The sequence below is a fragment of the Acidothermus cellulolyticus 11B genome (assembly GCF_000015025.1).
GTDB lineage: Bacteria > Actinomycetota > Actinomycetes > Acidothermales > Acidothermaceae > Acidothermus > Acidothermus cellulolyticus.
The window spans coordinates 405,781-426,877 of sequence record NC_008578.1 but is presented as its reverse complement, the minus strand read 5'-3'; the positions used below and the strand labels follow the sequence as shown (position 1 = coordinate 426,877).

Here is a 21,097-nt window from a genome sequence, read left to right as displayed (position 1 = left end):
GATCATCGCACGGGACCGCTGGACCCCGAGGCGGCCCGGCGGAGCACCTCACGACCGATCACAACCCGCTGGATCTGATTGGTCCCCTCGTAAATCTGGGTGATTTTCGCGTCCCGCATCATCCGTTCGACCGGGTAGTCCTGGGTATAGCCGTAGCCGCCGAAGAGTTGGACGGCGTCCGTCGTGACGGCCATCGCGACGTCGGAGGCAAAACATTTCGCCGCGGCGCCGAAATATCCGAGGTCGCCGTTTCCCCGTTCGGAGTGAGCCGCGGCAACATAGGTGAGCGCCCGCGCCGCCTCAATACGCATGGCCATGTCGGCAAGGGTGAACCGCACGCCTTGGAATTCCGCGACCGGCTGACCGAACTGCTCCCGGCGGCTCGTATAGCCGACGGCTGCATCCAACGCCCCTTGCGCGATGCCGACGGCCTGCGCGGCAATGGTCACCCGGGTGTGGTCGAGCGTGCGCATCGCAAGGGAGAAACCGTCCCCCGGCGCACCGATGATCCGCCACTCGGGGATACGACAGCCGGCGAAGGACATCTCCCGGGTCGGCGAACCACGGATGCCGAGCTTGCGCTCCTTAGGGCCAAACGAGAGCCCCGGATCGTCCGCTTCCACGACAAAGGCCGAGATGCCGTGGGTTCCAGCGTCGGGATCGGTGACCGCGAAGACGGTGTAGAAACGGGATTCCCCGGCGTTGCTGATCCACCGTTTGACGCCGTCAAGCACCCACCACTCACCGTCACGCACCGCCCGCGTCGTCATCGCGGCGGCATCGCTTCCCGCCTCCGGCTCGCTCAGCGCATACGAGAACATGGCGTCGCCCTTGGCGACGAGCGGCAAATAACGTGCGCAGAGCTCATGCGCCCCGGCGAGCAGCAACGGCAGGGTGCCGAGCGTGTTGACCGCGGGAATCAGCGAGGACGCCGCACAGACCCGCGCGATTTCCTCGATGATGACGGCGGTCGCCAACGCGTCCGCTCCGCTTCCGCCGTACTGCTCGGGGATGCGCGGCGCATGGAAACCGGAACGGGCCAACACGTCATGGACGTCCCAGGGGAATTCCCCGGTACGGTCGATCTCCGCAGCGCGCGGCGCGATTCGCTCCTCGGCAAGCCGCCGGACGGCGTCCCGGACCGCCGCGTACTCGGCAGGCAGGAGAAACGGTCCGCTCCCCGGGTCCATGGCCACCTCCGACGGTTCGATGCTACGGCGCATGTTTGGACGCAGCAGCGCGGCGCGCGCTAGGATCGAGGGACCATCGGCGATCGCACCTGCGGGGAGGAATCTGCGTGACGCCGCGACTGACTGTCGTCGGGACGGGATATTTGGGCGCCACCCATGCGGCCTGCATGGCCGAATTGGGATACGACGTCATCGGTTTCGACGTGGACGAAGCAAAGATTGCCGCACTGCAGGCGGGAAAAGTTCCGTTTTACGAGCCGGAGCTGCCGGAGTTGCTGGCGCGTCACGTCGCCGCTGGACGTCTAAGCTTCACCACCGATATCCAGGAAATCGCAGAGGCCGGCGACATTCATTTCCTCTGCGTCGGGACGCCGCAGCGGCCGGACGGGTACGCCGCGGATCTCCGCTATCTCTTCGACGCCGTCGACAACCTTGCCCCGCTGCTCCGCCGTCCATGCCTCGTCGTCGGAAAATCCACTGTACCGGCCGGGACGGCGGCCAGACTCGCGGAGCGGCTCACGGCGTCCGCGCCCGCCGGGACGGCGGTCGAGCTTGCCTGGAATCCGGAGTTCCTGCGGGAAGGTTTCGCCGTCGCAGACACCCTTCATCCCGACCGCATCGTCGTCGGCGTGCGATCCAGCCGGGCCGAGCAGGCATTGCGGTCCGTCTACGCCCCCCTCATCAGCGCCGGAGTGCCTTTCCTGGTCGCTGATTTCGCCACCGCCGAACTTGTCAAGGTGGCAGCAAATTCCTTCCTGGCCACGAAGATTTCCTTTATCAATGCGATGGCGGAAATATGCGAGGCCACCGGAGCAGACGTTGTCCGCCTCGCCGAAGCACTCGCGCTGGATCCACGGATCGGCGGGCGGTTCCTGCAGGCCGGACTCGGTTTCGGCGGCGGCTGCCTCCCGAAGGACATCCGCGCTTTCATCGCGTGGGCTGAGGAATTAGGCGCCGGTGACGCGGTGGCGTTCCTCCGCGATGTCGACGCCATCAACCTCCGCCGCCGGCACCGGATGGTCGAGCTGGCGAAAGAGCAGTGCGACGGCGCATTCGATGGGAAGCGGGTCGGCGTCCTCGGCGCGGCTTTCAAACCGAACAGCGATGACATCCGCGATTCGCCCGCCCTGGAGGTCGCAGACACGATCCGCCGCGCCGGTGCCGCCGTCACGGTGTATGACCCGGAGGCAATGCCGAACGCGGCGGTCCGCTACCCCGAATTGAGCTACGCCGATTCGGCGTTCGCGGCCTGCGAGGGAGCAGACGTCGTGCTCCACCTCACCGAGTGGCGGGAATTCCGCGACCTTGACCCAGTGGCACTCGGCGCCGTCGTGCGTCGCCGTCGCATCGTCGACGGCCGCAATGCGCTGGATCCCGAGCGATGGCGGGCTGCCGGTTGGACCTACCGGGCTCTCGGACGGCCCTGACGGTCACACCTCGGCGACATCACCGGCGACGCGGCGTCCCAAGGCGTGGTCTTTCGCGACCACCTGCTCGGCCAGCGTCCGTTGGAATTCGCGGTACCGCGCGCGGAGCGCGTCGTCGGTGGCGGCAAGAATCCGGACGGCGAGGAGCCCGGCGTTCCGGGCCGCACCGACGCCGACGGTGGCCACCGGGACGCCTGCCGGCATCTGAACGATCGACAGCAAGGAATCCAGGCCGTCTAGGTAAGCGAGCGGCACGGGAACACCAATCACCGGCAGGAGGGTCGCCGAGGCGACCATGCCGGGCAGATGGGCCGCCCCACCCGCGCCGGCGATGATGACGCGCAGTCCGCGGTCCGCAGCGGTTTCGGCATAGTCGAGCATGCGCTGCGGCGTCCGGTGGGCGGAGACCACGTGTACCTCGTGCGGCACGTCGAATTCGCGGAGCGCGCCGGCCGCGTGCTGCATCGTCGCCCAGTCGCTGTCGCTGCCCATGATGACGCCGACCAGCGCGTCGGTCGGCCCGAACGCGGTCATCGCGACCCATCCTCCCCGCGCAGAATGCGGACCGCCGTCCCAGCCCGCTGCACCGCGGCGTCCACCTCGGCGTCACACACGTTGACGTGACCGATTTTCCGGCCGGGCTTGACCTGCTTGTTGTACAGGTGCAGGCGCACGCCCGGATCCGCGAGCGCCGCCGGGATGCGGGAATGCACCGCAGCCGCCTCGACGCCGCTGCCGCCGAGCAGATTCGCCATCACCGTCACCGGAGCGCGCAGCGAGGTGTCGCCGAGCGGCCAGCCGAGAACAGCCCGCAGGTGCTGCTCGAATTGGGAGGTCACCGAACCGTCCATCGTCCAGTGGCCGCTGTTATGCGGACGCATCGCCAATTCGTTGACGACGAACGGTTCATCACCGCCGGTGTCGAACATTTCCACCGCGAGCAGACCGACGACATCCAATTCCTTCGCAATATTCTCGGCCAACGTCCGCGCGTGCGCCGCGTGTTCCGGATCCGTCTGCGGCGCCGGTGCAATCACCAACGTGCATATGCCGTTCTCCTGCACGGTCTGCACGAGCGGCCAGGCGCGGATTTCCCCGGTCGCGGACCGCGCGACTTGAACCGCCACCTCCCGGCGGAACGCGACGTGCGTTTCGACGAACCAGCGCAGGTCGGCAAGAGCGTCGACCAGCCGGGCCGCGGCCGTCTCGTCCTCGACCACCCAGACACCACGGCCGTCGTACCCCCCCGAGACGGCCTTGACGACTACGGGCCAGTGATGGTCCGCCGCGAAGGCACGGAGATCCTCCAGTTCATGGCCCGGACGGGGAACTGCCCAGTGCGGCACGGGAAAACCACTCGCCGCGAGCCGCTGGCGCATCTGGAGTTTGTCCTGCACGTAGGGCAACGCGTGTGAGCCCGGCCGGGCGACGACGCCGCCGCGCTCAAGATCGGCGACCAGAGCCGCCGGGACGTGTTCGTGGTCGAAGGTGAGGACGTCGACCCCACGGGCGAAGTCCTGCACAGCCGCGAGGTCACGGGGGCCGCCCAGCCGGACGTCGGAACAGACACCGGCGGCGCAGTCGGCGGCACCGACGGCGAGCACCCGCAGGTGAACCCCAAGGGCGATCGCCGCCTGCTGGGTCATGCGCGCCAGTTGACCGGCTCCGACCATCCCGACGACCGGCACACCCGGCGGTAGTTGCGGCGCGGCGAGCGGGGGCGCGGACACGAACCGCAGCCTAGCGGTCCGACACGGCGATCTCGTACCTCAGGACGCCACGACTACGTGGGCAGGCCGAGGCCACGCGCGATCACCATGCGCTGCACCTCGCTGGTACCCTCACCGATTTCGAGAATCTTTGCGTCCCGCCAGAACCGGGCGACCGGCGTTTCGTTGATGAATCCCGCACCCCCGAAGATCTGGGTGGCGTCCCGGGCGTTGCACACCGCGACGTCCGAGGCGTACAGCTTGGCGATCGCCGCCTGGTCTTTGAACGGTTTTCCCGCGAGCATGCGGCGTGCCGCGTCGTAGTAGGCAAGGCGGGCGGTATGCACCCGGGCCGCCATGTCGGCGAGTTTGAACTGGATCGCTTGGAACGCGCCGATCGGCCGGCCGAACGCGTGTCGTTCGCCGGCGTACCGGAGTGCCTCGTCGAGGCATCCCTGGGCAAGACCGACAGCCAACGCGGCGATGGCGATCCGGCCCTCGTCGAGGATGGCGAGGAAGTTCGCATAACCGCGGCCCCGGTCGCCAAGCAGATGATCGGCCGGGACGTAGACGTCGTCCAAGAACACCTGCCGGGTGTCGGAGGCGTGCCACCCCACCTTGGAGTACGGCGGGCTCACGGTCAGGCCGGAACTCGGCACCGGAACGATGAACGAGGAGATTTCTTTCTCCCCATCCCGCTGCCCGGTGATCGCGGTCACAGTGATCACACTGGTTATCTCTGTGCCGGCGTTGGTGATGAACGCTTTCGTGCCGCGAATCCGCCACCCGTCGCCGTCCGGAACCGCCCGGGTCGCGGTCGCACCCGCGTCGCTTCCCCCGCCCGGTTCGGTGAGCCCGAACGCACCGAGCCGTTCGCCGCGCGCCAACGGCGGCAGCCAGCGACGGCGCTGCTCCTCCGTGCCGAAGCGGTAGATCGGCATGGCACCGAGGCTCACTGCAGCTTCGAGGGTGATGGCAAGCGACGAATCAACGCGGGCCAGCTCCTCGACGGCAAGACAGAGCGCGAAGTAATCACCGCCGGACCCGCCGTACTCCTCCGGGAACGGGAGGCCGAAGAGGCCAAGCCGGGCCATCTGAGCGACGAGCTCGTACGGGAACTCCTCGGCCGCATCAAGCGCCGCCGCCTTCGGCGCCACTTCATCATGGGCGAATTCTTCGACAAGGGAACGCAGCGCGGCGTAGTGGTCGTCCAAGAAGTAGTCGTATCGCGAGGAGCGCATGGTATGCCCCTTTCCGATCGTCGGCGGGCCGGGATCGCCGTCCCCGCTCACATCGTCGCACCGGATGCCGATACTCTGGGCGTCAGCGAGTCGACGGCGCGGTGTCGGCGACCACGATCGGTAGGCACATCGACAATGCCGATTGCCAAGGTGGTGCTGTGAACGTCATCCCCGCCCTCTACCGTCGTTTCGCGCAGCTCGTCCATGAAGTGGCCAAATTCGGCGTCGTCGGGCTGCTCGCCTTCGTCGTGGACGTCGGCTTGTTCAATGTGCTCCGGGGCGACGGCGGTCCGTTGCACAACAAGGTCATCACGGCCAAGGCAATCTCGACGGCGGCGGCGGCAACGTTCGCGTACTTCGCCAACCGCCATTGGACGTGGCGGCATCGGGCCCGCACCGGGATCCGGCGCGAGTACGTGTTGTTCTTCGTGTTCAACGGGATCGGTTTAGCGATCGCCGAAGCCTGCCTGGCTATTTCGCATTACGGGCTCGGTTTTCACAGCAAACTCGCCGACAACATCTCGGCGAACGGAATCGGCCTGGTGCTCGGCACACTCTTCCGGTTCTGGTCGTATCGACGCTGGGTGTTCCTCGCGCTCGACGAACCGGAACGGTCCGAGCAGGCCGCGGGTGCGGCCGTCGTCTGAGCAGGTGCACGCGGCGCGGTGCACGCCGCACCCGGCTGCACCGAGACATCACGTCACCAACCGGGAGTGCCACCTGCGGTCGGTACCGCACTCGGCTACACCGGGGCGACGCCGTGCCGGCGGTCGGCAAACGCTCGATTCTTGCCGCGGGTGCGGGCCAGCCGCTCGATGAGCTGCATTCGTAATGCCGCCGGCTCCACGATGTCGTCGACGACCAACTCGGATGCGAGCCGGACGATGTCAATATCCGCGGCATAGTCGGCGCGAAGTTGTGCCGCCACCCGCGCCCGCTCGGCCTCGTCCGCGATGGCCGCGAGCCGCCGGGCATGGACAGCGTTCACCGCCGCCTCCGCGCCCATCACCGCGATTTTTGCCGTAGGCAAAGCCAACGTCGCGTCGGGTGCGAAGCCGGGTCCGGCCATGGCGTACAGCCCGGCGCCGTACGCTTTGCGGACGACGACACAGAATTTCGGCACGGTCGCTTCGGCGACCGCCGTCAGCATTTTCGCGCCGTGCCGGATGATTCCCTGCTTCTCCACGGCGGTGCCGACCATGAAACCCGGCACGTCGGCAAGGAAGAGCAACGGTACGTTGAATGCATCGCAGAGGTTGATGAACCGGGTCGCCTTGTCAGCAGAGTCCACAAAGAGAACGCCGCCCTTGTGCAGCGGATTGTTTGCGACGACACCGATCACCTGACCGGCGAGCCGTGCGAAACCGACGACGATTTCCCGGGCCCAGAGCGGATGAATTTCGAAGAAAGAGCCGGCGTCGACCAGGCCGCGGATGAACGCCTTCATGTCGAAGGCGACGCGCTCGTTCGCCGGTACGAGTGCGCCGAGATCGACCGGTTCAGGGTCACGCGGCGGCGCAGACGGCGGCTCTTCCCGCCAATTCGACGGCAGGTATGACAAATAACGCCGGACGGCGTCGAGCGCCGCATATTCGTCACCGACCAGAAGGTGTCCGACGCCGGACTCCGCGCAGTGCATCCGCGCCCCGCCCATTTCCTCGAGGCTGGTCTTCTCTCCGGTGACCATCTCCACCATGCGGTCCGAGCCGAGGTACATCGAGGCGTTTCCCTCGACCATCACGACCAGATCACAGAAAGCGGGAATGTACGCGCCGCCGGCTGCGCTCGGCCCGAACAACGCACAGACCTGCGGCACCGCCCCGCTCGCGCGCACTTGCGAATAGAAAATGTGTCCCGCGCCTCGCCGGCCGGGAAACATCGCGACCTGATCGGGAATTCGCGCGCCGGCCGAATCCACGAGATAGACCAGCGGCAGCCCGCATCGCACGGCGTACTCGATGATGCGAATGATTTTCTCGACGGTCCGGGCCCCCCACGAGCCGGCTTTGACCGTGGAGTCGTTGGCCATCAACGCAACCGGGCGGCCGTCAATCGTCGCCGTCCCGGTGACGACCGCGTCGGCCGGCAGGTCGGCCGCCAGCGCATTGGCGAAGAGGCCGTCCTCCACGAACGAATCCGGATCGACCAGGTACCGGATCCGGTCGCGCACAAAGAGCTTGCCGCGTGCCGCGTTCGCCTCGTGATACTTCGCCGGGCCGCCGCGGAGCACCCGCTCCCGGACATCGCGCGGGTCGACGGGACCGCTCTCCGACATGGCCGAAGGCTATCGCAGCAGCCTCGCGCCGCAGGCTGTTGGAAAGGCCGGCGCGGCTGCGCGCCGGATGCCGGGCGTACGGCGCACCAGCGGGCAGACTGAAGGGGTGACGCCGATCACTTTCCGGCCGCGGCTCGCTGCGGCCGCGCTGCTTCCGTTGCTGGCCGCCGCTGCATGCACCGGCGGCCACCCGGCCAGCCACGGTTCGTCCTCGCCTGGCGCGCCGTCGGGTTCCGCGACCGTCAGCTCGTCGGGTTCCGCGTCGGGGTCGCCCTCGGCGCAGGGTTCCGCATCAGGTTCAACCGCGGGATCCGCCTCAGCGTCAGCGTCCGCCGCACCGACCGCATCCACATCGTCGACGGCGACGGCGTCCGCGCCATCCGGCACGTCGTCGTCCGGCTACCCCGTGGCGATCTGGCCGACGTACCACCACGACACCCTCCGCAGCGGGGTGCTGCCGAACGCCCCGGCGATCAGTCAACTGCGGGTTATCGCCCGGGCCCAGCTGGACGGCGCGGTTTACGGCAGCCCGATTGTCGTGCGGGACGGTCAAGGCGATCTCGTCGTCGTCGCCACCGAGAACAACACGCTGTACGGCATTCGCGATGACGGCCAGATCGCGTGGTCCCGGCACATCGGCACGCCGGTCGACGGCAGTGCGCTGCCGTGCGGAAACATCGATCCAAGCGGCATCACGGGCACGCCGGTGTATGACCCGGCCACCGGGCTGGTTTTCGCTGTTGCGTTCCTCGCCGGTTTTCACCACGAGTTGGTTGCCGTCGACGCCGAGTCCGGCCGGCTTGCCTGGACCCGTCCGGTGGATCCGCCCGGCTCCCACCCCGAGGTGGAGCAGCAGCGCGGGGCCCTGCTCATCGCCGCCGGCCGGGTCTGGATTCCGTACGGCGGTCTGTACGGCGACTGCGGGCCGTACCACGGTTATCTCGTCGGCGTACCGACGACGACTCCCGGCGGCAGCGCGGTCATTTACCAAGTGCCGAGCAGCCGCGAAGCCGGAATCTGGGCGCCGCCGGGTGCAGCGTACGACGGCGCCCACCTGTTCGTCGCCGTCGGCAATGGCGCGCAGACCGACCCGAGCGGGCCGTACGACATGAGTGATTCGGTCATCGAATTGGACACCGCCGGGCACGTGGTCTCCTACTACGCGCCGGCGAATTGGGCCGACGAGAACGCCGCGGATCTCGACCTCGGCACCACCGGACCGCTGCTGCTGCCCAGTGGGCAGGTTTTCGTTGCGGGAAAGGACGGAAAGGCGTACCTCCTGCGAGCCGGTGCGCTCGGCGGGGTCGGCGGCGCGGTCCCCGTGCTGCCCCTGTGCACCGCATTCGGCGGGGCGGCCGCCGCCGGCCCCTTCGTGTACGTGCCATGCACGAACGGCGTGCACGCGGTGCGGATTTCCGGATCGACGATGACGCCGGTGTGGCGCGCCGCACCGCCGGGTTCACCGATCGTGGTGGCAGGCACGGTGCTCTCCACCGACCGGTCGGGGACGCTGTATGGTCTGGACGCCTCAACCGGAGCGGTCCGCTGGCAGACCGCTCTCGGCGACTCCCTGACCCGGTTCGCCACCCCCGCCGCGGCAACCGACGGCTACCTGTACGTCGGCACCGAGCACGGCATGCTCGTCATCGTCGCCACCCGCTGAATGCGACGCCGGCCCGCCGAATTCGGCATCTCCGGCTGCCGCCGAGGCCGCCGCGTCACGCCCAAGATCTCCGCGTCGCATCCGAGGACTCCGCGTCGCGGTGAATTGCGACGGTGACGGCGATTCACGACGCGGTTTCGATCGGCACGAGCCGGGTACGCGGGCCGATCCGCAGCAACCGCGACGGCAGCGTCCGGCCGAGGAGCTGCTCGGCGCGCTCGGCGGCAGCGAGCAACGCCGCCAGATCGACGCCGGTCTCAATGCCCATGTCGTCCAGCATGGCGACCAGCTCATCGGTGGCGATGTTTCCGGCCGCTCCCGGCGCGTACGGGCATCCACCGAGCCCGCCGATGCTGGCGTCGAAATCGGTGACCCCAACCTGCAACGCAGCCAGCACATTGGCAAGGCCGGTGCCTCGGGTGTCATGGAAATGCAGATTCAGCGGCACATCACCGACGGCGTCCCGCAGCGCTTCGACCAGCGACCACACCCGCCGGGGGGTCGCCATTCCCGTGGTGTCCCCCAGACTCAGGCCGTCAGCACCGTCGTCACAGACCCGGCGGGCAATGGCGGCCACCCGGGAAGGGTCGATGTCTCCTTCGTACGGGCAGCCCCACGCCGTGGAAATCGTCACGTGGCACTGGCCGCCCCTGCCGTGGACGAACCGCACGATTTCCCGGATGTCGGCGAGGGATTCCTCAACGCTGCGGCGTACATTCACGCGGTTATGTGTTTCCGATGCGGAAACGACGACAGCGAGTTCCTGACATCCGGCGTCAAGCGCCCGCTCCGCGCCGCGACGGTTGGCCACCAACGCCGAGTAGCGCACACCGGGACGACGCTGAATGCCGGCCCACACCTGTTCCGCATCGGCAAGCTGGGGCACCGCCTTCGGGTGCACGAAGCTCGTCACCTCGATGCGCCCCACACCGGTCGCCGACAAGGCGTCCACCAGTTGAATTTTCGCCTCGGTTGGAATCGGCGGCTCGCTCTGCAGACCATCGCGCGGGCCGACCTCGCGAATGCTCACCCGGCTCGGCAACAACCGGGTCAAGACGTCGTCCACCTCGGTTTCCTCTTTTCGACGAACGCAGCGATTCCTTCCCGGCGGTCCGCGCTGGTGGCCGCGGTCTGCCAGGCAGCGTCCTCGATTTCCAGTCCGGTCGGGAGTTCCACCCCGAAGGCGGCGTGGACTGCCCGCTTGGCCGCCCGCACCGCAACCGGCGAATTCGCCGCCACCGCCTCGGCGAGGTCGAGCGCCGCCTGCTCGGCGTGCCCGACCGGAACCAACCGATCGACCAGGCCGAGCCGGAAGGCCTCGCCGGCGTCGATCCGCCGTCCGGTGAACAGCAGATCGCAGGCGCGTCCGAGCCCTATCCGGCGGGGCAGCAACTGCGTACCGCCGCCGCCGGGCACAAGACCCACACCGACTTCCGGCAGGCCGAAAACCGCGCTCTCGTCGGCGACGATGACGTCGCACGACAGGGCCAACTCACATCCGCCGCCCAGCGCGTAGCCGGCGACGCCTGCGATCGACGGCATGGGCAATTGCCGTACCGCAGCGAACAGATCCCGAATCACCGGTCGTTGCTGCAGCAATTGCGCGTCGGTGAAATCGGCCCGCTCTTTGAGATCCGCCCCGACGCAGAACGCGCGCGGCGACGAGGACGTAATAACCACCGCCCGGGTCGATTCTTCTCCGGCAATTCCCGCCAGAATGCCGGCGATCTGAATGGCTAATTCCGTCGAGAGCGCGTTCAACGCCTGCGGCCGGTCGAGAATGACCTGCACAACGTGCGGACCCGGTCGCTCCACCCGCACACCATCGCCGGCCGGCTGAGCCGCTCGGTGGGTACTGGTCACGAGCCGAGCTTAGCGACCATTGCCCCCGCCGCGCCGATCGACGTCCGTCGGGGTGCCGGTTTCCGCCGCCGTCAGAGTTCCGTCGCCGAAGCCGGCTCGCCGCCCCGTCCGAATTCCATCGCCGAACCGACCAGGCGCTCGTGCACGATCGAACAGAACGTGTCGATCTCCGGAACATCCGGCAATTCCAGGCGGCCGCGCGCACCGCCGGATTCGACAATGAGCGTGCCGGTGCCGAGCAGCCGTTCGACCGGTCCTTGCCGAAATCCCACATCGGTGATCCTGGACAGCGGTATGTCGGTACCGCGCCGTACCAGTAGCCCGTCCCGGACGACGATCCGGTGGCTTGTCACGACGTACCGCGCGGCAAGCCACCGCGCATACGGCACAAGGCATCGCCAGACCGCCAATAGGCCAGCGAGACCGAGAATCGCCCATCGGATCGGACCTTGGGCCGTTCCGCTGGGCACCGAACCGAGGGCGAATCCGGTGAGTGCGCAGACCACAATCAGCGTTACCGCCGGCGCAACCAGCCGCCGCCAGTGCGGCCGCGTCATCAGCAGAGCATGCTCTCCGGCGAGCAACCGGACCGCCATGTCTGCATGCTGTCACGCCGCGCAAACCGGCCGCCGCATGCCACTGGGCGATGCGCGGTCACCGCAGGTGAACGACTTCGCCGGCGGTCACCCGGCGAGCCCCAGCGTCGTCCGTATCGACGAGCAACGCGCCGTCCGGGTCGATGCCGGTTGCCATACCAACCACCCTCGTCCCGTCAGCGAGCTCAACCCGGACTCGTCGGCCGATCGTGGCCGAGTACTCCCGGTATGCGCTCAGCACCGGATCGAGGTCAACGTGGTCGGAGGGACCTGGTCGCGGCCCGCCCGACTCTCCTGTCACGGGGTTGGCAGGCCGGGTCGCCGGATCGGCGTCCGACGTTGGACCGCCCGGCCCTCCTGTCGCCGGTTTCTCCATCGCCCACGAACACCAGCGGCGATACCAGTTCTCCAATGCAGTCAGGATGTTGCGCAACAGCACGCCGCGTGACGTCTGCCCGGCTCCGAGCAGGGCAAGCGACGTCGCGGTCGGAGTGGGCCGTTGATCCCGTCCGAGCGTCACGTTGAGGCCGATACCAACAACGAGCGCATCGTCGGCGTCCGGCAACCGCTCGACAAGAATTCCCCCGAGCTTGGCGTCGTCCCGGCTCACCACGTCGTTCGGCCATTTCAACCCGAGCGTGATGCCCGTCGCGTCACGGATGCCCTCGACCACGGCAATCCCGGCGAGCAGCGGAAATATCTGCCAACGCGGCGCGAGCGGCCGAGCCGGACGGAGCAGCACAGAGAAGGTGAGCGCCGTTCCCGGCGGCGCCTGCCAGCTCCGGCCTCGGCGGCCTCGACCGGCACGCTGGTAATCAGCGACGACGACCAGGCCTTCCGGTTCGCCGGTTCGCGCCGCGGCGGCCACGTCGTCATTGGTGGACGCGGTAACCGGCTTGGCGACAATGCGGAACATCGTCGGGTCGGACGCCGCCCAACGCCCGCCGGTTATTTCGGCGGAGAAGCGCGACGCCTCGTCAGAGAAACCCAAGGCGATGCCGTCGGAGAAATGCGGGATCTCGTCAGAGACACGGAAGTCCCCAGCGGTAGCGGATTCGCCGCCGGCCGGAGAAAGCGACGTCACCGCACGCTCACCCGGTATTCTGCAGGCCGGCCGCTACACCGTTGATGCTCAAAAGCAGAAGGCGCAGCGTACGATCGCGCTCGGCCTCATCCGGAATTCCGCGGCGCAGGGCGGCGAGCGCCCGCAATTGCAAATGGGAGAGAGCGTCGACGTACGGATTGCGCAACTGCACCGCCTGGCCGAGCACGCGGTGGGTTTCGAGCAATCGGGTGGTGCCGAGAACCCGGAGCACCCATTCGACGCTCCGGTCGTATTCGGCAAGGATGCGGTCCGCGATGTCCGGCCGATTCCCCAACGCAAGGTGGCGTTGAGCGATATCGCGATCCGTTTTCGCCAGCGACATCTCGACATTGTCGACCATGGTGGTGAACAGCGGCCACTCCGCGTACGCCGCGCGAAGGGCGTCCACATCGCCGACGGCAGCGAAACCACTGCCGATTCCGTACCAGCCGGGCAGGTTCACTCTCGTCTGCGCCCAGGAGAAATTCCACGGAATCGCCCGCAAGTCCGCCAGATCCGTGCCGGCGGATCGCCGGACCGGACGAGACCCGATGCGCAGCGCACCGATTTCCGGCAACGGCGACACGGCGGCAAAGTATTCGGCAAATCCAGGTGTCTCGACGAGACCGCGATATTCGGTTCGCGCCGCCCGGCTGACGGCCTCAAAGACCGGGCGGTATTTCCGCTCCGCGGCTGCGACCCGCTCCATGACAGCAGGTGTTGACGCCAGGAGCACCGCCGCGGTGACCTGGTCCAGGTGGCGACGCGCAATGACCGGATTTCCGTACCGGGCAAAGATGACTTCACCCTGCTCGGTCACCTTGAACCGGCCGTCGACCGAACCGGGGGCCTGAGAGAGAATCGCCCGGTTCGCCGGACCGCCGCCGCGACCCAGCGCGCCACCCCGACCGTGGAACAACGTGAGCTGCACATCGTGCCGGCGCGCGAAATCCGCCAACGCCTGCTGAGCGTCGTACAGCGCAAGCGTCGCCGAGACCGGACCGACATCCTTGGCGGAATCTGAATAGCCCAGCATCACCTCCATCCGGCGGCCGTTGGCTGCAAGCCGGGCACGGACCTCCGGAATATCCAACGCCGCCTCGAGCGTCGGCACGCAGTGCCGCAAATCCTCCTCGGTCTCAAAGAGCGGAACGACGTCGAGGACCGGCGGAGACCCGTCGGTCGCCCGATCCGCAAGCCGGTACACGGCGGCGATATCCTCCGCGGACCGCGTGAAACTAATGACATACCGGCGGCAGGCATCCACGCCGTACTCGTCCTGCAGCCAACGTATCGTGCGGAATGTCTCGAGCACCTCATCGGTCATTTCCCAGCGCGGACCGCCGCTGTCGAGATCGGCCAGTGCCTTGGCGTGAATTGCGCTGTGTTGACGGATTTCCAGCTCGGCAAGGTGAAAACCGAAGGTCTCCACTTGCCAGATGAGGTGCTGCAATTCGCCGAACGCCAGGCGATGGGCGCCGCTTTGGACCAGGGACTCTTGCACCAGCCGCAAATCCGCGAGGAATTCGCCCGCATGCCGGTACCCCGTGGGCTCACCGCGACGCCGCGCCCGCACCCGGGCCGCTGCGTACAAGGTGTACACCCGGTGCGGCTCACCGGGCGCCCGGATTTCCAATTCCTCCACGACCGACGGCAGGCGACGCCGTGCTTCCGCCAACGCGTCCTGCAACGCAGTGTTCGGCGGCGTGGTTTCCGCGGACGCCGTCAAGGTGCGGCCGATCCGTGTCGCCGCCCGCTCGAGCGCGAGAAGCACGTGCTCCGCCTGAATCGCCATCGCGGCACGGGTCACCGACGCCGTGACCAGCGGATTGCCGTCGCGATCACCGCCCACCCAACTGCCCAGCCGCAGAAACGCCGGTGCCGCAGGACGCCGTGCTCCCGACTCCTCACCGAGCAGCAGATGGTCCAGCCCGCGATACAGGGCGGGCATCACCCGGAACAGCGTCTCATCGAAGGCGGACATCGCGGTCCGGACCTCGTCGAGGGGATCCACCGCGGTGGAGCGAAGGTGCGCGGTCCGCCAGAGAATGTCGATTTCCTCGAGAAGCCGCCGGCGGGCATCCGCCCGCTCGCTCTCCCCCGCACGCGGGTCATCCAACCGGTCGAGCTGTTCCCCGGCGCGGGCGATGGCTGAGACGACCGCACGCCGCCGCGCCTCGGTCGGGTGAGCGGTCAGCACGGGATGGACCCGCAATCCCGCAAGGAGTTCCGCAAGCCGCTCCTCGCCGTACAGTGCGCGTACCTCGGAGACCGATGCGGCAAGCGAATCGCCGGCCGTGCCCAGACCATCGCGGGAGCGCAAGACCCGCACCCGGTGGTGTTCCTCCGCGAGGTTGGCCAAGTGGAAGTAGACGGTGAAGGCCCGAGCCACCTCTTCCGCCCGGGACAGCGGCCAGCGCGCGACCAACTCTTCGACGTCCTCGATCCGACCCGCTCCGGTCCGCGCAGCAATCACCGCACGCCGCAGCGCTTCCACGTCGTCGAGAAGCTGTTGGCCCCCGTACTCACGCAGCACCTGACCGAGCAGTTCGCCAAGCAGGCGGACGTCGCGCCGCAGCTGCTCCGGCATCTCCTGGCGGGCCTGCTCGCGGATGGAGAGGGCGGGCGGCGCAGCATCGCTGGTAGGCGGCACGTGCGTAAGCGTAGCGTCGGAGGTGCAAGAGGATCGATCCGCCCGCGCCGTATCAGGATCGATCCGCCCGCGGCATGCGGGAATCGGTCCGACCGCCGGCATGGCGGACTCACGTCGAGCAGCTGCCGATCCGTAGCAGGGAGTCGCACCGATGGCACGCCGGACCGGTGATCCGTCAACCCTGCGCTGGCTGGGCTACGCGCTGGGATTTCGGCTGCCGCCGGAGAATCGGGAGTGGGTCAAGCATGATCTCATCGATGCCGGCTGGCGGATCCGGATGCTTGTCCGCCAGTGCGTGATCCTCACCCCTATCGCCGCGGTTTTCCTGGCACTGCCCGGTTCATGGGGGTTGCGCGGCCTGATCGCCAGGCTGGTGTTCGGACTCGGACTCGCTCTTGTTGCCATGTACGGCGACAGTCTGCGCGCCGCCCGGCTGCGCCAGCACCAGCTACCCGTACCCGAGGATCCTGATCTCGGGGGTCCAACCGACGCACGATGAGGGAGTCACGAGAGGGAGAGCACCGCCGCGGCCTGCTTGGAAATCCCGGGCAGCGGGAATAAGCCGCCCTGTGCGCGGCGGCCGACCACAGTGAGCCCGGCTGCCACTCGGCGTGTCCACCCGTCCGACTCCCCGGCCGACGGTCACGGGGTCACCACCCATGGGAGGTGATCGGCTTCTGGCCGTAGAACTTGTCGTTCTGGCAGATCGCTACGAGTTGCGCACGCTGGTCGGCCACGGGTCCATGGGGGAGGTTTATGCCGCCTACGATCGGCGGCTCGATCGCGTGGTCGCCGTCAAGGTGCTGCGCCGCGACACCACGACAGCCTCAGCGGCGGAGCGTCTCCGGCAGGAAATGCGGGTCCTGGCGCAGCTCGACCATCCACACATCGTCGACCTGCTCGACGCCGGATTCCGCGACCACACGACATATCTCGTCCTGCGATGGATCGACGGTCAATCCCTCGCGGAAGTGCTCACCCACGGGCCGCTGGACGTCACCCGCACCGCCGCCATTGCGGCCCAGGCAGCCGACGCCCTGGCTTATTTGCACAGCAGAGGCATCGTGCACCGCGACGTCAAGCCGGCGAACATTCTGCTCGACGCCGCGGACTACGCCTACCTCACCGACTTCGGCATTGCCCGATTTGCCGATGCAACCCGGCTGACTGCGACCGGTCAGACGATCGGCACGGCGAGTTATCTGGCGCCTGAGCAGGTTCGTGGCGGCGCGGTCGGTCCGGCCGCCGATGTGTACGCGCTCGGGTTGGTGATTCTCGAATGCCTCACTGGACGGCGGGAGTATGACGGGACGCCGGTGGAAGCCGCGGTGGCCCGGTTGACCCGTCCGCCGCGGATCGACGTCGGCACACCCCCGGGGCTGCGGCCGATGCTCGCCGCGATGACCGCGACCGATCCGGCGGCACGACCATCCGCGGTCCAGGTCGCCCGCTTCCTCCGCAGGTGGCTGGGCCGGCCGGCGGTCGCGCTCACTGTCCCCAGCCCGGAGGCTGCGCGCGCGGAGGCCGAGACACGACCCCTTCCGGCCCGTCCGCATGGTCCGGCGGATACCGCTCTCCTGCCCGCCGGCAGCAATTCCGCCGACGCCGCACCCCCGGTTGCGACCCACCCAACGGCGGCACGGTGGCGCCGCGTCGTTCTCGCGGTCATCGGCGCGGCGGTGCTCGCCGTCCTCGCAGCTCTGTCCCTTGCGCTCACCACCAGCGCACCGAGTGCCCCACGTCACGCACCGCAACCGACCCCGTCGGCCGTTGTCAGCGCGTCACCTCCCGCCCCGACGCCGTCCGCCGGACCACCATCCCAGGAAACGACCGTGCCGATACAGCAAGAACCGAAGGAGAAGACACCTCCCGGTCATCAGCCCGGCACGGTCATCACGGCCGGGATTGACCGGCAGCGCTAGCGCGACGCGTCCGCCAGGACCGGCCGGGAGCGCCCCAGGATTGACCCGCAGCGCCCCGGGCACGGCCCCGACCAGGCAGCGCCCCGGGCACGGCCGCGACCAGGCAGTGTCCCGGGTCAGTCGTCCCAGATGGCGTTCATCAACGCCCGGCCGGCTTCGGTGATGCTGCCGGAGAGGGACGGATAAACCGAGAACGTCTGCGCCAGCTCATCGACGGTAAGACCCACCGAAACGGCCATGGATACCGGCAGAATGAGTTCGCTTGCCTTCGGAGCGACCACCACTCCGCCGAGCACGACCCCGGTGACCTTGCGTGCGAAGAGTTTCACGAAACCATCGACGATACCGGACATTTTGGCCCGCGGATTCCGGGCAAGCGGCACCGTCACCGCCCGTCCATCGACCGCGCCCGACGCAACCGCCTGCGCCGTCACCCCAACGCTGGCAATTTCCGGCGCAGTGAAAACCGTCGCGGCCACCGTCGACGTCCGCAACGGCCGGACCGATTCGCCCAGCGCATGCCACATCGCGATTCGCCCTTGCATCGCCGCAACGGAAGCAAGCATCAACACTCCCGTGCAGTCCCCGGCCGCGTAAATTCCCGGCACGGTCGTACGGGAGACGCGGTCCACCTGGACGAATCCGGCGGACGTCGTCGCGACACCGACCTCGCTAAGCCCGAGATCCTCGGTATTCGGCACCGAACCGACAGCCAGCAGGCAGTGGCTTCCCTCGATCCGCCGACCGTCGGTCAACGTCACGAGTACGCCGTCGTTCGTCCGATGCACCGACGCGGCACGTGACCGGTTGGCGACCACCATGCCCCGGCGGCGAAAAACGTCCTCAACAACGGCCGCCGCGTCGGGATCCTCATTGGGCAGGACACGATCCCGGGACGAGACCAGCGTCACCGACGCCCCGAGCGCAAGGTAGGCGCCGGCGAACTCCGCGCCGGTCACACCAGAGCCGACGACGATGAGGTGTTCCGGCACCGCCTGGAGGTCGTAGAGCTGATGCCAGGTGAGAATCCGCTCGCCGTCGACGACTGCAGCGGGGAGTTGCCGCGGCCGGGCGCCCGTCGCCAGCAGAACGACATCCGCCTCCAGCACTGACTCGCCGGTGCCATGCCGCACGGCGACACGGTGGCCGCGTCCTACCTCGGCTACCAGCCGGCCCGTGCCGGTGATGACGTCAACGCCTTCACCCGCCAGCCGCTCGGCAATGTCCCGCGACTGCGCGCGGGCCAGGTCGCGAATCCGCTGATTGAGCACGGCGAAGTCCGGGGCGCCGTAACGACAGGTCGTCCACTCCTCGGCGCCGGTCCGTTCGACGCCGCTCACCTGCTCGGCTGCTGCGATCAGGGTCTTGGACGGTACGCAATCGGTCAGCACGCACGCGCCGCCGAGTCCCGAACGCTCGACGACAGTGACCGTCGCGCCGAGCTGGGCGGCAACCAGGGCGGCCTCGTACCCACCGGGACCACCGCCGATAATCACGACCCGGGTCACAATCGGCGATTGTTTCCTACCGGAACCGCGCCCAAGGTGCCGGGTGGGACGCGCGGGCAGGGTGCGGGGTCGGATGCGTGGGCGTAGTGCCCGGTGGGACGCGCGGGCAGGGTGCGGGGTCGGGTGGGATGCGCGCGCTCATCGGCGGTTTGCCGACACCTGTTCGTCACCCCGAGGCGGGCCCAGCTGCGTTCGCTACCCTAAGCCGCACATGCCAGCCATCCCTTGGCGCCGCGCGGGCGGGTACGCCGTCCTCGTCATCGCCGTTCTTGCGCAGGCCGCACTCGTCGTTGGTGCCGGCACGGTGCGGCGTGCCCGGGCTGACACGGCAGGTACGCCGCTCGGCGGGCCGCTGCTCGGCGTCCACGGCGTTGTCACCAGCACCGGCGAGAACCTGCCGCCTCTCCCGCCGACGACCGCGACATCGTTCATCGTGGCGGACGCCGACACCGGGGAGGTCCTCGCCGCAAAGGACGCCCACCGCCAGCTCGCCCCGGCGAGCACCCTCAAGGTGCTCACCGCGATCACCCTGATCCCCCGCCTCGACCCTGCCGCCGGTGTCGTCGTTCAGCCGGACGCCGTCCGGGTGGACGGCACGAAGGTCGGGGTGGTCGCCGGGCAGACCTACAGCGTCCGCGACCTGCTGACGGCGATGCTGATGATGTCCGCCAACGACGCGGCGGTCGCCCTCGCGGACGCCAACGGCGGTCTGGAGCAGACCCTCGCCGAGATGAACGCCGAAGCCGCCTGGCTGAATGCCCGGGACACGGTGGCGAAAACACCCGACGGCTTGGATGCTCCCAACCAAGCGTCGTCGGCATATGACCTCGCGTTGATGTTCCGGGCGGGGTTGGCGATACCCGCGTTCCGCACCTACCTGTCGATCACGCGAATGCAATTCCCGGCGCCGAAAGGCGCGTCCTACCAAATTCAGACGCACGACCGGCTGCTGCTCACCTATCCCGGAATGATCGGCGGCAAGAACGGATACACGGTGGCGGCGCAGGCGAGCTACGTCGGTGCGGCCAGGCGGAACGGTCACACGATCATCGTCGCGGTGATGCGGGACCAGCCCAATTTCTGGGACGAAGTCAAGGGACTCTTCGACTGGGGTTTCGCCGTCGACGGCACGGCGACCCCGATCGGAACCCTCGTGCCGCCGGGACCCCTGAAATCGCCGTCGGCGGAGGCGCCCGCACCCTCGCTGCCGGCCGGCACATCGCACGTCGCAGCCGCCGCCCGGCCGTCGATGTCTTCCCGCCACCGGGGAGCAAGCGACCTCGCAACGGGGTTGGCGGTCGCCGTCGGTGGATCGATCTTCATCGGGGCGACGGCTCGGGCCGCAGCGATCCGGCGGCGGCAGCTGCGTCGTGGGCGCACCAGAACCCGCGGCCGGGTCGTCACCGATTCGCGGTACCTCGAAGGACTGTCCCGCCTCGCCCGCGTGGACGACACGTCCGGCCGCCGGTAACCCGGAACGACATCCACGCGGTCACGGTCCGTCCCGCGCCGTCGAACCGGCTGGCCACCCGCCGGCCCCGTGATCCGTCCTGCTCCAGAGTGGACAACCCAGTCGAACGGACAGAAATACGGCGTATCACCGGCATTTCGTCGGCAATTTCCCGGAAGACCTTCCATCGTGCGATCACGCAGGGTAGTTTTCCGCCGTGTGGTTCACCGCGGTGAACGACACGCGTCAGAAAATCCGGCGGGCGCCGGCCAGCAATAAGGAGTACACCGTGGCACAAGGCACCGTGAAGTGGTTCAACGCCGAGAAGGGTTTCGGCTTCATCGCGGTGGACGGCGGTCAAGACGTCTTCGTCCATTACACGGCCATCCAAATGGAGGGGTACAAGACGCTTGACCAGAATCAGCGGGTCGAGTTCGAGATTGTCCAAGGACAGAAGGGTCCCCAGGCCGACGCCGTCCGCCCGCTGTCGAGCTGACCGTCCGGCGACACGCCGGC

The 21,097-nt window shown here is 68.2% G+C and carries 19 protein-coding genes; 7 read left to right on the top strand and 12 right to left on the bottom strand.

The features are described 5' to 3' along the window. Nucleotides 1-2: 2 nt before the first annotated feature. Nucleotides 3-1,196: an acyl-CoA dehydrogenase family protein gene (locus ACEL_RS02115; RefSeq protein WP_420794984.1), complete on the bottom strand. Its 1,194-nt coding sequence runs from the start codon at nt 1,194-1,196 to the stop codon at nt 3-5. Nucleotides 1,197-1,297: 101 nt separating this feature from the next. Here ACEL_RS02115 and ACEL_RS02110 point away from each other — a divergent pair, with 101 nt between their 5' ends. Continuing rightward, nucleotides 1,298-2,617: a UDP-glucose dehydrogenase family protein gene (locus ACEL_RS02110; RefSeq protein WP_011719245.1), complete on the top strand. Its 1,320-nt coding sequence runs from the start codon at nt 1,298-1,300 to the stop codon at nt 2,615-2,617. 3 nt (nt 2,618-2,620) lie between these two features. Here ACEL_RS02110 and purE read toward each other — a convergent pair whose 3' ends face one another. The 3 genes from purE to ACEL_RS02095 are packed head-to-tail and all read right to left on the bottom strand — an operon-like array spanning nt 2,621 to nt 5,567. Beyond that, nucleotides 2,621-3,151: a 5-(carboxyamino)imidazole ribonucleotide mutase gene (gene purE, locus ACEL_RS02105; RefSeq protein WP_011719244.1), complete on the bottom strand. Its 531-nt coding sequence runs from the start codon at nt 3,149-3,151 to the stop codon at nt 2,621-2,623. Then, on the bottom strand, nt 3,148-4,347 hold the full coding sequence (locus tag ACEL_RS02100) for a 5-(carboxyamino)imidazole ribonucleotide synthase (RefSeq protein ID WP_011719243.1): 1,200 nt from the start codon (nt 4,345-4,347) through the stop codon (nt 3,148-3,150). The genes purE and ACEL_RS02100 overlap by 4 nt, the downstream gene beginning before the upstream one ends. 53 nt (nt 4,348-4,400) lie before the next feature. Then, nucleotides 4,401-5,567, bottom strand: coding sequence for an acyl-CoA dehydrogenase family protein (locus tag ACEL_RS02095; protein ID WP_011719242.1), 1,167 nt, complete (start codon nt 5,565-5,567; stop codon nt 4,401-4,403). 158 nt (nt 5,568-5,725) lie between these two features. Between ACEL_RS02095 and ACEL_RS02090 the strand changes: the two genes are divergently transcribed. Beyond that, nucleotides 5,726-6,214 (top strand): GtrA family protein, encoded by a 489-nt coding sequence (locus ACEL_RS02090; protein ID WP_011719241.1) that lies wholly within the window; start codon nt 5,726-5,728, stop codon nt 6,212-6,214. 95 nt (nt 6,215-6,309) lie between these two features. Here ACEL_RS02090 and ACEL_RS02085 read toward each other — a convergent pair whose 3' ends face one another. Then, a complete protein-coding gene (locus ACEL_RS02085) occupies nt 6,310-7,842 on the bottom strand; it encodes an acyl-CoA carboxylase subunit beta (protein WP_011719240.1) in 1,533 nt (510 codons plus the stop codon). Nucleotides 7,843-7,851: 9 nt separating this feature from the next. Next, nucleotides 7,852-8,229: a hypothetical protein gene (locus ACEL_RS12195; protein ID WP_041834874.1), complete on the bottom strand. Its 378-nt coding sequence runs from the start codon at nt 8,227-8,229 to the stop codon at nt 7,852-7,854. Nucleotides 8,230-8,248: 19 nt separating this feature from the next. Between ACEL_RS12195 and ACEL_RS02075 the strand changes: the two genes are divergently transcribed. Continuing rightward, entirely contained in the window at nt 8,249-9,505 is a 1,257-nt protein-coding gene (locus ACEL_RS02075) for an outer membrane protein assembly factor BamB family protein (RefSeq protein WP_049751332.1), read from the top strand. A gap of 124 nt (nt 9,506-9,629) precedes the next feature. Here the strand turns inward: ACEL_RS02075 and ACEL_RS02070 are convergent, their stop codons facing one another. The 5 genes from ACEL_RS02070 to ACEL_RS02050 all read right to left on the bottom strand — a co-directional run bounded on the left by ACEL_RS02070 (nt 9,630) and on the right by ACEL_RS02050 (nt 15,803). After that, a complete protein-coding gene (locus ACEL_RS02070; protein ID WP_041835248.1) occupies nt 9,630-10,547 on the bottom strand; it encodes a hydroxymethylglutaryl-CoA lyase in 918 nt (305 codons plus the stop codon). A gap of 8 nt (nt 10,548-10,555) precedes the next feature. Continuing rightward, nucleotides 10,556-11,368 carry an enoyl-CoA hydratase-related protein gene (locus tag ACEL_RS02065; protein ID WP_011719237.1) on the bottom strand — a complete coding sequence of 271 codons (813 nt, stop codon included), beginning with the start codon at nt 11,366-11,368 and terminating at the stop codon, nt 10,556-10,558. A gap of 71 nt (nt 11,369-11,439) precedes the next feature. Then, nucleotides 11,440-11,964 carry a PH domain-containing protein gene (locus tag ACEL_RS02060; RefSeq protein ID WP_011719236.1) on the bottom strand — a complete coding sequence of 175 codons (525 nt, stop codon included), beginning with the start codon at nt 11,962-11,964 and terminating at the stop codon, nt 11,440-11,442. Between the two features lie 58 nt (nt 11,965-12,022). Then, complete coding sequence (locus tag ACEL_RS02055; protein ID WP_011719235.1) at nt 12,023-13,048, bottom strand: biotin--[acetyl-CoA-carboxylase] ligase; 1,026 nt, start codon at nt 13,046-13,048, stop codon at nt 12,023-12,025. Between the two features lie 7 nt (nt 13,049-13,055). Next, the gene (locus tag ACEL_RS02050; protein ID WP_011719234.1) at nt 13,056-15,803 is read right to left on the bottom strand and encodes a phosphoenolpyruvate carboxylase; all 2,748 of its coding nucleotides are present in this window, start codon (nt 15,801-15,803) and stop codon (nt 13,056-13,058) included. 49 nt (nt 15,804-15,852) lie between these two features. Here ACEL_RS02050 and ACEL_RS11320 point away from each other — a divergent pair, with 49 nt between their 5' ends. Both ACEL_RS11320 and ACEL_RS02040 read left to right on the top strand, forming a co-directional pair. Beyond that, on the top strand, nt 15,853-16,200 hold the full coding sequence (locus ACEL_RS11320; protein ID WP_011719233.1) for a DUF5313 family protein: 348 nt from the start codon (nt 15,853-15,855) through the stop codon (nt 16,198-16,200). A 160-nt stretch (nt 16,201-16,360) separates the two neighbouring features. After that, complete coding sequence (locus ACEL_RS02040) at nt 16,361-17,623, top strand: serine/threonine-protein kinase (protein WP_011719232.1); 1,263 nt, start codon at nt 16,361-16,363, stop codon at nt 17,621-17,623. A 116-nt stretch (nt 17,624-17,739) separates the two neighbouring features. Here the strand turns inward: ACEL_RS02040 and ACEL_RS02035 are convergent, their stop codons facing one another. Continuing rightward, nucleotides 17,740-19,131, bottom strand: coding sequence for an NAD(P)H-quinone dehydrogenase (locus ACEL_RS02035; RefSeq protein WP_011719231.1), 1,392 nt, complete (start codon nt 19,129-19,131; stop codon nt 17,740-17,742). A 211-nt stretch (nt 19,132-19,342) separates the two neighbouring features. On the opposite strand from ACEL_RS02035, the gene ACEL_RS02030 reads away from it, so the two are divergent. Together ACEL_RS02030 and ACEL_RS02025 are read left to right on the top strand one after the other, a co-directional pair. Further along, complete coding sequence (locus ACEL_RS02030) at nt 19,343-20,602, top strand: D-alanyl-D-alanine carboxypeptidase family protein (RefSeq protein WP_083760450.1); 1,260 nt, start codon at nt 19,343-19,345, stop codon at nt 20,600-20,602. Between the two features lie 268 nt (nt 20,603-20,870). Then, nucleotides 20,871-21,077 (top strand): cold-shock protein, encoded by a 207-nt coding sequence (locus ACEL_RS02025; RefSeq protein WP_041835241.1) that lies wholly within the window; start codon nt 20,871-20,873, stop codon nt 21,075-21,077. The last annotated feature ends 20 nt before the right edge of the window (nt 21,078-21,097 follow it).